We start from the raw sequence: 12,075 nt of genomic DNA on the forward strand, positions 1-12,075 counted from the left end.
CGCACAGGGGCGCACAGGGGCACGTGCGCTCAGCCCGCGGCGAGCAGGACGTCCTCCAGAGCGCCACGCAGGGCGGCGGGCAGGTCGAGGGCCGCCAGGTGACCCAGCCGCACGTGCAGCGGCGCCCCGCTCGTCGCCACCTGCAGGGCGTGCGCCTTCTCCTCGTAGTCGGACCGGGCCGCGTCGAGGACCGCGACGAGCCGCGCCCGGACGTCGTCGGCAGCGGGACGGGCCTGCGGCCCGACCACCACCTCGACCTCCTGCCCGACCGGCACCTCCGCGACGGTCACCCGCACCAGGTGCGCGGTGCGCGTGACCCGGGCCGCACCGGCGGGCGGGAGGTCGTCACCCTGTCCCGGACCAGCACCGCCGACCCACGGCAGCGCCAGCGGACCAGCGAGCAGGACGTCCGCGGGGCGGTGCTCGGCGGCCGCTCGTCCCGGCGTGACGGCGGGCGGGCGGACCTCGTCGAGCGGGACCGCCGTCCCCGCGACGCGGACCTCGGGTACCCGCCCGGGGTCGACGAGCAGCGTCACGGTCCACGCCCGCCGCGCCGGCAGCCACGGGGGGGCCGTCGTCGCCGTCGGAGGGTCGGCGACGGTGCTGGTGGCGTCGGTGGTGGTGGCCGTGCTGGTGGCGTCGGTGGACGTGCCCGTGCGGGCGGCGCCGATGCGCAGGGTGCCGGTGGCCTGGTCCCAGGTGAGGGGCGTCCGGGCGGTAAGGGTCTCGTCGAGCCCGTCGCCGGAGCCGTCGTCCTCCACGAGCTCGCCGAGGCCGTCCGCACCCGGCACGACCACGACCTCGACGTGCGACGGGGGGACGGGGTCGTCGGCGGGGACGGCGGCGGCGTCGAGCGGGAGGACGGTGCCGAGCGGGGCGAGGACCGGCGCCGCTGGCAGGTGCCGGTGCAGGACGGCCTCCCGCCCGCCGTCGTAGACCTGGCCGGAGACGAGGTCGACCCACGTGCCGGGCGGCAGCCAGACGTCCACCGCGGCCGTCCGGCTGACCGGGTCGAGGGGTGTGACGACGGGGGCGACGAGCAGGCCGTCGCCGAACCGCGCCTGCGCGGGGTGCCGGTAGGCCGCCCGCTCGTGGGGCCAGCCGTGGTACAGCGGCGTGACCAGCGGGACGCCCTCGCGCGCCGCACGGTGGTTCATCGCGTGCAGCCACGGCACCAGCCGGTGCCGGAGCCGCAGCCAGCGGGTCTGCACCTCCTGCTCGGCCCTGCCGAACGCCCACGGCTCCTTCGTCATGAAGGGGTTGGCCGACGAGTGCAGGCGCAGGACGGGCGACACCACGCCGAGCTGGACCCATCGCGTCGCCAGCTCGTCGTCCTTGGCGCCGAACATGTGGCCGCCGATGTCGTGGCTCCACCAGCCGTAGCCGATGTTCGCGGCGCGCGCGGTGAACTCCGGCTGGAAGGCCAGCGACGCCCACGACACCACCGTGTCGCCCGAGAAGCCGACGGGGTAGCGGTGCGAGCCGGGGCCCGCGTACCGGGAGAAGGTCAGCGGCCGGCGGTCGTCCCGCCCGGAGTCCAGGAAGTGCAGGTGGTTGAGCACCCACAGGGGGTCGACCCCCGCGCGCCGCGAGTACGGCCCCGACTGCCAGTCGAGCCACCAGAAGTCGACGCCCTCCTCCTCGCGGGGGTGGTGGGCGTGCTCGAGGTAGGCAGCGAGGAACGCGGGGTCGGTGACGTCGAAGGCGACGGGCTCGCCGTCCGCGGGGTCGCGGCCGAGCGCGGCGCAGACGGCGGCGTAGGCGTCCTCGTAGGCACGGATGCCGTCGGCGGGGTGGACGTTGAGCGTCACCCGCAGGCCGCGGCGGTGCAGGTCGGCCAGGAACGCCGGCGGGTCGGGGAACAGCGCGCGGTCCCAGGTGTAGCCCGTCCAGCCCGAGCCGTAGCGGGGGTCGACGTCCGTGAGGTGCCAGTCCATGTCCAGGACGGCCACCGAGAACGGCACCCCCTCCGAGGCGAACCGGTCGAGGAGGGCCGCGTACTCCTCCGCGTCGTAGCGGTGGTAGCGGCTCCACCAGTTGCCCAGGGCCCACCGCGGCAGCACGGGCTGCGGACCGGACAGGGCGTACAGCGCCCGGACGGCCTCGACGTGGTCGAGGCCGTAGGCGAAGACGTAGAGGTCCTGACGGTCGCCCGGGACGCGGGGCTCGAGCGACCCGTCGTCGCCCAGCAACGGGGTGGCGGAGTCGTCGAGGACGGCGTAGCCGCGGCGGGAGACCACGCCCGGCTCCAGGGGGACGGCCCCGTCGGCGCCGTCGAGGGTGCGGGCCGTGCCGCCGAGGTCCTCCGGCGGCTCCCCGTACCGCCAGACCGAGTGGTACGAGCTCACGCCGCCGAGCACCTCGACCATGAGACCGCTCGGCGTGAACGGGCCGCGGTCGTAGGTGAGCCGCAGGCGGGAGGTGGTCAGGACGAGGTGCGTCCCCGTGTCCTCGACGCGGAAGTCGGGCACCGGCTGCCGGCGGTGCAGGGCGAGCGTGGAGGGCCGGTCCTCGACGGCGTCGTCGGCGGCGTGCTCGAGGCGCAGGAGGCCGTCGGTCAGCACGGTGAGGCGGAAGCCCGGACCGCGCACCACCGCCGCGGGGTCGGCCACGGGGTGCGTGGCGAGGCGCGGCAGCGGGGCGGGGCTCATGCGGGGTCTCCTGGGGACTGGGGTGCGGCGGGACGGTCGGGGGCGTGGTCGGCGCGGAGCGTCCCGACGACCACCGTGGCGTCGTGCTCCTCGTCGCGCACGGCGACGGGGTCGAACCCGTGCGCCGCGAAGGCCGCGGCGGTCAGCGGGACCTGGTCCTCGCCTGTCTCCACGAGCAGCGTGCCGCCCGGGCGCAGCCAGCGCGCGGCGGCGGCGACCACGCGACGCTGGACGTCGACGCCGTCGACGCCGCCGTCGAGGGCGACGGCGGGCTCGTGGTCGCGGGCCTCGGGTGGCATGCCCGCGATGGCGGCGGTGGGGACGTACGGGGCGTTGGCGACGACGACGTCGACGCCTCCGAGGAGCGTCACCGGCAGGGCGTCGGCCACGTCGCCGGCGTGCACGTGCCCGCCGACGGCCGCGAGGTTGCGACGCGCGCAGCGCACCGCCACGGGGTCGAGGTCGACCGCGTGCAGGTCGACGCCGGGGACGGCCGTCGCCACGGCGAGGCCCACCGCGCCCGTCCCGCAGCAGAGGTCGGCGACGACGGCACCGGGTCGCACGCGTGCGACCGCCTCGGTGACGAGGAGCTCGCTGCGCCGACGCGGTACGAAGACGCCGGGTTCCACGTGGACCCGCAGCCCCGCGAAGGCGGCCCAGCCGAGCACCTGCTCGAGCGGCTCGCCGCCGACGCGTCGGGCCGTGCGGCGCTCGAGCTCGTCGGGGTCGGGGGTCTCGTCGAGCAGCAGCGCCGCCTCGTCCTCCGCGAACACGCAGCCCGCGGCGCGCAGGCGCCGCACGAGGGTGTCGACGTCAGCCACCCACCCATCCTGCCGTGCCGGACCGGGAGGGCAGGTCCGCGGGCGGTCAGGCGGCGAGGACCACGCGGTCGCGGCCGGCGCGCTTCGCCGCGTAGAGGGCGCGGTCGGCGGCGGCGACGAGGGCCTGCGCGTCGAGCCCCGGCGCCGCCACGCCGACCCCGACCGACACCGTGACCTGCAGGTGCGTCCCGGCGGGCCGCGCCAAAGACAGCCCCGCGCAGCGCCGCCGCAGGTCCTCGGCGCGGTCGAGCGCCGCCTCGGGGGCGAGGCCCGGCAGGACGACGACGAACTCCTCGCCGCCGCTGCGCACGAGCGTGTCGCCGGGCCGGACCCCCGCCTGCAGCGCCTGGGCGACCGCGCGGAGGGCCAGGTCGCCGGCGGCGTGGCCGTGGGTGTCGTTGAGCACCTTGAAGCGGTCGAGGTCGACGACGAGCACCGCCGCGGGCGTCCCGGCCGCGAGCGCCGCGGTCAGCGCCGGCGCGAGCGCCCGCCGGTTGGCGACGCCGGTCAGGGCGTCGGTCGCGGCCTCGCGGTCCAGCCGCTCGCGGAGGCGCTCGTTGACCTCGAGCTCGGCGGCGAGGCGCTCGTGCGTGCGGGTCAGCCGGCGCTGCTGCTGCTCGAGGCGGCGCGCGGTGTCGTCGAGCGCGACCTGCTGCGCGACCTCCTCCGACACGTCCCGCAGCACGACGACGCGGCCGAGGGGACGTCCTCGCCGGTCATGGACGGTCGAGGTCCGGGCCTCGGCGTGCAGCCCGGGGGCGAGCTGCAGCGTGCGGCGACCGCCGACGTCGGCGCGGCCGGCGGCCAGGGGGTGGGACGGCCCGAGCGGCAGGACCTCGGCGACGTCGTGCCCCACGTACGGCTCGGGCAGGTCGGGCCGCAGGCGGCGGACGAGTGCGCGCCCGGCGGCGTTGAGGTCGACCACGCGGTCGTGCGGGTCGAGGACCGCGACGGCGTCGGCGATCCGCTCGACGACGTGCTCGCGGACCACCGGGACGACGCTGAGCAGCCCCTGCCGGAACAGCGCGTGGGCGCACGTCAGGCCGGTCACCACGAACCCGAGCGGGGCCACGTCGACCATGCCGCGGTCCCCGGCCTCGATGGGGCCCGCGAGGGTCAGCACGATGGGCGGCACCGCCGCGACCAGGAGGCTCGTGAGCTGCCGTCGGAAGTAGCGGTGCGCCGCGGGCCAGGCGCGCACGAGCCGCCACAGCCCTGCCGCCGACAGGGCGTAGCAGTAGGCGCTGTGGAGCCAGTAGCCCAGCACCGGGTAGGACACGAGGCGCGGGACGTCGGGGGCCCAGGGGTAGGCGGCGGGCGACCCCGCCGGCTCGACCGTCTCGGCGAAGAACAGCTCGCGCCACGGGTTCAGCGTGATCGCGACGAGCACGACGACCGGCACGACGGCGAACCGCCCGAGCGTCCGCCGGTCGAGCCGGTGCTCCCCGCCGACGGACGTCACGTCGCGGCAGAGCGCCCACAGCCCGAAGGTCACCGCGTGCACGCACAGGTACGTGCTCCACCGGGCGGCGTACTGCAGCCAGAGCGGCACGGGCAGCGCGGCCACGACGGCGACGAGGCACCACACGGCCGCCACGACCATGATCCCGGCGAGGGTCCGCGCGGCCGGCGTGCGGCGGCGGCGCCGCCAGCACAGCGCCGCGACGGCGGCGCTCCCGCCCGCGGCCACGACGAGGCCCAGCACGAGCACGAGCCGCAGGAACGGCATGGTCACGCCGCACCTCCAGCGCCGGGTCCGCCCTGCACCGGCCGGACGCGGGCGCGCAGGGTGCCGGCACGGCACGGGTGGCTCGACCGCGCACGACGCCCCTCCCATCGGGGCCCGCGCCCCGTCCGAGAGGGGCACCGGCGGCCGTCACCCCCAGGGACGCGGCGACGGCTGACGGGTCGGGCACCGGTGCGCGGCGGGCGGGAGCGCGACGGCGCGGCGCGGCGCGGCGCGGCGCCGTCAGCGGGGCGAGGCGGCGGAGGCGGCGACGACGACGTCCCGGCCGGCGGCCTTCGCGGCGTACAGCGCGGCGTCGGCGGCGGCGAGGAGCGCGTCCGGCGTCTCCCCGTCGCCCGGACCGGTGGCCACGCCGACCGACACCGTCACGCCGATCGTGGGAGCGGGCGCGGGGGTGGACCGGGCGACCGGGGCCACGCCGACCGGTGCGACCGGGGCGGTGGGGACGGTCGGAGCGGGGGACACGACGTCCTCCCGGCGCAGCGGGACACGCAGGCGGGCGCACGCGGCGCGCAGGTCCTCCGCGCGGCGGAGGGCGGCGCGGCGGTCCGTCGCCGGCAGGACGACGACGAACTCCTCCCCGCCGAGCCGGACCACCGTGCCAGGCCCGCCCGCCGCGTCGACGAGGGCGGCGGAGACCGCGCGCAGCACCCGGTCGCCCGCCTCGTGGCCGTGCCGGTCGTTGACCTCCTTGAAGTGGTCGAGGTCCACGAGGAGGACCGACGCCGCCGATCGGAGTCCGCGCGCCTCCGCGAGGGCGGCCGCGAGCGCGGGCTCGAGCCCCCGCCGGTTGTGCACGCCCGTGAGGGGGTCGCGCGCGGCGTCCTCGGCCAGCCGCTCGCGCAGCACCGCGTTGACCGCGAGCTGGTCGGTCAGGCGCGCGTTGGCCGCGAGGAGCACCTCGCCCTGCGCGCGCAGCCGGGCCGTGGCGTCCTCGAGCCGGGCGCGGCGCAGCTCGGTGGCCGTGACGTCGCGGACGACCACGACGCGGCCGAGGTCCCGCCCGCGCGCGTCGGCGAGGACGGAGGTGCGCGCGTCGACGTGCAGGTCGGGTGCGAGGGCGACCGTCAGCCGGCCCTCGCCGTCCGGCCCCGGCGGCTCCAGCACGTCGCCGGACAGCACGTCGGTCGCGGGCCGCCCGACGAACGGCTCGGCCAGCCCGGGTCGCACCATCCGCGCCAGCCGCGTCGCCTCCCGGTTGAGGTCGACGAGCACCCCGGCGCGGTCGACGACCGCCACCGCGTCGGCGATCTCCTCGAGGACCTGGGCCCGGGCGACCGGCAGGATGCTCGTCCAGCCCTGCCGGGTGAGCGCCCAGGTGCACAGGAGGGCGGTGACGAGGAACCCCAGCGGCGTCCAGTCGACGACCGGCCGACCCGTCGCCGACGCCACCACCGGCACGAGCGAGACGACGACGGGCGGCATCGTCGAGACCACGAGGGTGCGCAGCTGCCGGCGCTCGTACCAGCCCGCACGCCGCCACGAGCGCAGCAGCGACCCCGTCGCCGCGACCATGAGGCCGTAGGCCCACGCGAGCCCCAGCCAGAAGCCGGCTCGCGGACGGTCGACGAGCGTGTCCGGGTGCGCGGGGTCGATCGTGTCCGCGGCCATGACCTCGTGCAGGCCGTTCGTCGCCCAGAGCGCCAGCAGGGCGACGGCCGGCAGCGCGAGGGCCGCCAGCGTCCGGCGGGACACCCGCCAGCCGGGGCGCGTGCCCGCCCGCGCCAGGCACCACAGGGCCGCGGCCGTCCCGTAGACGCCGGCGAACTGCAGCCCGCGCGCGACGAGGAACGCGTCCGCGCTCGGCGCGACGAGACGCCCCGCGGACGCCAGCGACCACAGCGCGACGCCCAGCGACACGGCCGTCAGGACCCCCGCCGCCGGCGTGCGCGCCCGGCGCCGCCACGCGACGACCGCGACGCCCACGGCGACGACGGCCGCGAGCGCGAAGGTCAGCACCACCCCGTCCGGCACGCCACCTCCCGATCACCGCTCGTCCGTGCAGCCCCGCGCGCGGTGCTCACCGCCGACCAGGGCCGGGCCGCCGCGCCTCCGCACGGCTCCCCGGTCCGATCGGCAGGGCCACCGGCACGCTGAGGAGCCGGCGGCGGGACGCACCCGGTCGAACCCGGACCACGGTCAGCCCTGACGGGCGACGTGTCATCCGCCGCGCGGTCCTCAGACCTGCATGTCGACGAAGCGCGAGAAGTGGCCCTGGAACGCCACGGTGAGCGTGGCCGTCGGGCCGTTGCGGTGCTTGGCGACGATGAGGTCGGCCTCGCCGGCGCGGGGGGACTCCTTCTCGTAGGCGTCCTCGCGGTGCAGGAGGATCACCATGTCGGCGTCCTGCTCGATGGAGCCCGACTCGCGCAGGTCGCTCATCGCCGGCTTCTTGTCGGTGCGCTGCTCCGGACCACGGTTGAGCTGCGAGATCGCGATGACCGGGACCTCGAGCTCCTTGGCCAGCAGCTTGAGGGCGCGGGAGAACTCCGAGACCTCCTGCTGGCGGCTCTCGACGCGCTTGCCCGAGGTCATGAGCTGGAGGTAGTCGATGACGACGAGCTTGAGGTCGTGGCGCTGCTTGAGCCGCCGGCACTTGGCGCGGATCTCCATGAGCGACATGTTCGGCGAGTCGTCGATGAACAGCGGCGCCTCGGAGATCCGGCCCGTCGTCGTCGCGATCCGGGACCAGTCGTCCTCGCCCATCTGCCCGGACCGCATGCGCTGCAAGTGCACCCGTGCCTCGGCCGACAGCATGCGCATCGTGATCTCGTTCCGGCTCATCTCGAGCGAGAAGATCACGGCCGTCATGTTATTGTGAATTGCCGCGGCGCGGACAATATCTATTCCTATGGTACTTTTGCCAATTGCAGGTCTCGCTGCAATAACAATCATCTGCCCGGAATGCAGGCCGTTCGTCAGGCGGTCGAGGTCGGCGAATCCCGTCGGGACGCCGACCATGCCCTCGCCGCGGTGGCTGGCCGCCTCGATCTCGTCGACGGTGCCGTTGATGATGTCGCGCAGCGGCAGGTAGTCCTCCGAGCTGCGGCGCTCGGTGACGGCGTAGACCTCGGCCTGGGCGTTGTTGACCAGCTCGTCGACGTCGCCGCCGTCCGTGGCGTAGCCGAGCTGGACGATGCGCGTGCCCGCCTCGACGAGCTTGCGCAGCACCGCGCGCTCCCGCACGATCCGCGCGTAGTACCCGGCGTTCGCGGCGGTGGGGACGCTCGCGATGAGGGTGTGCAGGTACGGGGCGCCGCCGATGCGGGTCAGGTCCCCCCGCTTGGACAGCTCGTCGGCCACGGTGACGGCGTCCGCCGGCTCCCCGCGGCCGTACAGGTCGAGGATCGCGTCGTACACCGCCTCGTGGGAGGGGCGGTAGAAGTCAGTGCCGCGCAGCTGCTCCACGACGTCCGCGATGGCGTCCTTGGAGATCATCATCCCGCCGAGGACGCTGCGCTCCGCGTCGAGGTCCTGCGGCGGGGTGCGGTCGAAGCCGCCGCCGTTCCGCGCCGGGGACTGCATCCCCAGCTCGTGGTCCTCGATCGTCACGCGCCCCACCCTCCGCTCGTCCCCGGACCGCCTCGGCGGCCACCGCCGGTGCGGTTCTACCCCCGCCCACCGACACGCCACCGGCAGCGCCGCCGGGACACCTCGCGTGCCCCGACCCGGGCACCACCGGCACCCGCGGGCCCGACGACCGGACGACGGCTGGCAGGCTAGGTGCGTCGCCGCCGGCCCCACAAACAGCCCTGTGGACGCAGATGTGGACGGCGTGTGGACCGGAGGGCGTCCGCCGCTCCGCTCCGTCCACAGGACGTGGACGGCGGTGTGGACGACGACACCGACGACCGCCGCCGGACGCCGCTGACGTGCGGCGGGACCGTGCACCGCTGTGGACCCGAGAGGACGGCCGACCATCCCACCTGCTGGACACACGCCGTCGGTCGACCGCGAGATCGTGGCCCTGGCCGTCCCCGCGCTGGGCGCCCTCGTCGCCGAGCCCCTGTTCGTCCTCGTCGACACCGCCGTGGTCGGCAGCCTCGGCACCGCGCCGCTGGCCGGGCTCGCGCTCGCCTCCACGGTGCTCGTGACCGTCGTCGGCCTGTGCGTCGTGCTCGCCTACGCGACCACGGCGGCCGTGGCCCGGCGCTCGGGCGCGGGGGACGCGGCCGGCGCGATGCGGCTGGGCGTCGACGGCCTCTGGCTCGCCCTCGGGCTCGGCGTCGTGCTGGCGGCCGTGCTCGTGCCCGCGGCCCCGTGGCTCGTCGCCGCGCTCGGCGCCCGGGGCGACGTCGCGACGGCCGCCGTCGCCTACCTGCGCTGGTCGGCCCCCGGGCTGCCGGGGATGCTCGTCGTGCTCGCCGCCACCGGCGCCCTCCGCGGGCTCCGGGACACGCGCACGCCGCTCGTCGTCGCCGCGTCCGGCGCGGCGCTCAACGCGGTGCTGTGCGTCGCCCTGGCGCTCGGGCTGGACCGGGGCGTCGCCGGGTCGGGCGCCGCCACGGCGGTGACGCAGCTGCTCATGGGGGCCGCGCTCGGCCTCGTCGTGCTCCGCGGTGCCCGGCGGGCGGGCACCGCCCTCCTGCCCGGCCGCGCCGGCGTGCTCGGTCACGCCCGGGCGGGCGTGCCGCTGCTGGTCCGCACCCTCACGCTGCGCGCGGCCGTCCTGCTCGCCGCGGCGGTCGCCACGGCGCTCGGGCCCGTGGCGCTGGCCGGGCACGGCGTCGTGGCGGCGGTGTGGGGCCTGACGGCCTTCGCGCTCGACGCCCTCGCCATCGCCGCGCAGGCGCTCGTCGGGCACGCGCTCGGCGCCGCCGACCCGGACCGCGCCCGTGCCGTCCTGACCCGCTGCCTGCGCTGGGGCGTCGGGGCGGGCGTGGTGCTCGGGCTCGTGGTCGGCGGGCTCGCCCCCGTGCTGGCGCGCCTGTTCTCCGCCGACGACGAGGTGCGGGCCGCGGCCACCCTCGGGCTCCTCGTCGTCGCGGTGTCGCTGCCCGTCGCCGGCTGGGTGTTCGTCCTCGACGGGGTGCTCATCGGCGCCGGGGACGGCCGCTACCTCGCCGTGGCCGGGGTCGTGACCCTCGTCGTGTACGCGCCCGCCGCAGTCGCCGTGCTGCGGCTGGCGCCCCACGGCGCCGCCGGGCTCGCGTGGTCCTGGGCCGCCTTCGCAGGCCTGTTCATGCTCGCGCGGGCGGTCACGACCGGCGTGCGGGCCCGGGGCACGGGCTGGTACCGGCTCGGCGCCGCGTGAGGGCCGACGACGAGCGCCGCCGGCGCTCATCGGGGACGGGTCCGCCACCCGTCCGGGTGCGGACGCGGTCCGCATGGCGTGTGACGGGTGCCACATGTCGGGACGGCGCGCGTCGTCGAGCCCCAGGTGGGTGATCGTCACGGCGCGACCGATATGGGAGTGTGACCCAACCGTGTCCGGGACGAGACCGTCACCCGTGTCCCATTAACGGTCCCGAAACGCAGCACGCCTAAGTTGCGCCACAGCCCGGCACGCGGTGCCGGATCGTGCCGCCCCTGCCGGCGGACGACGAACTGATGGAGGTTCCCCCATGCGCACACGCACCCCCCGGGTCGCGGGTCTCGCGCTCGTGCTGGCGGCCGGTCTCGCGGTCGCGGGCTGCGCCGACCGCTCCACCACCGGCGGCACGGAGGCCGACCCGACGGCCTCGGGCTCGGCGGCCGAGGGCGGCGGCACCAGCGCCGCCGACCTGTCGATCCAGCCGCTCGTCCAGGTCGACGCCGAGGGTGCCGAGGTCGAGGCGGCGGGCGACGGCAGCGAGGCCGCCGACCCGGCCGGCGACGGCTCCGCGTCCTGCTCGGGCATCGCCATCGCGATGGCCGGCGCCCTGACCGGCCCGAACGCGGCCCTCGGCACGAACATCCTCAACGGCGCCACCCTCGCGGTGGACCAGCACAACGAGGCCAACCCCGACTGCCAGGTCGAGATCAAGCAGTTCGACACGCAGGGCGACCCGCAGGCCGCCACGCAGGTGGCGCCGACGATCGTCTCCGACACCTCGGTCATCGGCCTGCTCGGCCCGGCCTTCTCGGGCGAGACGAACGCGACCGGCCCGATCTTCAACCAGGCCAACCTGCTCTCGCTCACGGCCTCGGCGACGAACCCCTCGCTCACCCAGAACGGGTGGACGAACTTCTTCCGCGGCCTGGGCAACGACAACTCGCAGGGTGCGGCGGTCGCCAACTACCTGACGGGCGAGCTCGGCTTCAGCACGGTCTGCGTCGTCCAGGACGACTCCGACTACGGCATCGGCCTCGCCGAGGTCGTCACCGAGACGCTCGGCGAGGCGGCGAACCCCGACTGCGCCGCCGAGGTCAAGACGGGTGACAAGGACTTCTCCGCGACGGTCCAGATCATCGCGGACGCCGCCCCCGACGCCGTCTACTACGCCGGCTACTACGCCGAGGCCGCCCCGCTGCTGTCCCAGCTGCGCTCCGGCGGCGTCGAGGCGGCCTTCGCCTCCGGCGACGGCTCCAACGACGCGCAGTTCGTCTCCCAGGCCGGCTCGGACTCCGAGGGCGCCTACCTGTCCTGCCCGTGCGGCCCGGCCCCCGAGCCGTTCGCGGCGGACTACGAGGCGGCGTTCGGCCAGGCGCCCGGCGTCTACTCGGTCGAGGGCTACGACCTGGCGACGATCATGCTCAAGGGCATCGACTCCGGCGTGTCCGACCGGGCCGGGCTCGTCGAGTTCGTCTCCTCCTACTCGGGCGTCGGCCTCGCCAAGCCCTACGAGTGGGACTCCACGGGCGAGCTCGCCTCGACGACCACGTGGCTCTACGAGGTCCAGTGACCTGACGGCGGCGGCCGGGTCCTCCGGGGCCC

Annotated in this window: 7 protein-coding genes; 2 read left to right on the plus strand and 5 right to left on the minus strand. The window is 76.4% G+C overall.

Annotated elements, in window-relative coordinates; genetic code table 11:
* Nucleotides 1-29: 29 nt before the first annotated feature.
* The 5 genes from BM048_RS09585 to dnaB form a co-directional block, all read right to left on the minus strand.
* The gene (locus BM048_RS09585) at nt 30-2,651 is read right to left on the minus strand and encodes a glycoside hydrolase family 31 protein (RefSeq protein ID WP_239078762.1); all 2,622 of its coding nucleotides are present in this window, start codon (nt 2,649-2,651) and stop codon (nt 30-32) included.
* Nucleotides 2,648-3,472: a putative protein N(5)-glutamine methyltransferase gene (locus tag BM048_RS09590; RefSeq protein ID WP_090032675.1), complete on the minus strand. Its 825-nt coding sequence runs from the start codon at nt 3,470-3,472 to the stop codon at nt 2,648-2,650. Before BM048_RS09590 ends, BM048_RS09585 begins: the two co-directional genes overlap by 4 nt.
* 46 nt (nt 3,473-3,518) lie before the next feature.
* A complete protein-coding gene (locus BM048_RS09595; RefSeq protein ID WP_239078776.1) occupies nt 3,519-5,201 on the minus strand; it encodes a histidine kinase N-terminal 7TM domain-containing diguanylate cyclase in 1,683 nt (560 codons plus the stop codon).
* Between the two features lie 240 nt (nt 5,202-5,441).
* Nucleotides 5,442-7,193: a histidine kinase N-terminal 7TM domain-containing diguanylate cyclase gene (locus tag BM048_RS09600; RefSeq protein WP_090032679.1), complete on the minus strand. Its 1,752-nt coding sequence runs from the start codon at nt 7,191-7,193 to the stop codon at nt 5,442-5,444.
* 204 nt (nt 7,194-7,397) lie between these two features.
* The gene (gene dnaB, locus BM048_RS09605; protein WP_090032772.1) at nt 7,398-8,744 is read right to left on the minus strand and encodes a replicative DNA helicase; all 1,347 of its coding nucleotides are present in this window, start codon (nt 8,742-8,744) and stop codon (nt 7,398-7,400) included.
* Between the two features lie 436 nt (nt 8,745-9,180).
* Here dnaB and BM048_RS09610 point away from each other — a divergent pair, with 436 nt between their 5' ends.
* Both BM048_RS09610 and BM048_RS09615 read left to right on the plus strand, forming a co-directional pair.
* Nucleotides 9,181-10,473, plus strand: a complete 1,293-nt coding sequence (locus tag BM048_RS09610) for an MATE family efflux transporter (protein WP_373308414.1) — start codon at nt 9,181-9,183, stop codon at nt 10,471-10,473.
* 310 nt (nt 10,474-10,783) lie between these two features.
* Nucleotides 10,784-12,043: a branched-chain amino acid ABC transporter substrate-binding protein gene (locus BM048_RS09615; protein WP_090032681.1), complete on the plus strand. Its 1,260-nt coding sequence runs from the start codon at nt 10,784-10,786 to the stop codon at nt 12,041-12,043.
* The last annotated feature ends 32 nt before the right edge of the window (nt 12,044-12,075 follow it).

It is taken from the genome of Cellulomonas marina (assembly GCF_900111925.1).
In the GTDB taxonomy this organism is placed as follows: Bacteria; Actinomycetota; Actinomycetes; order Actinomycetales; family Cellulomonadaceae; genus Cellulomonas; species Cellulomonas marina.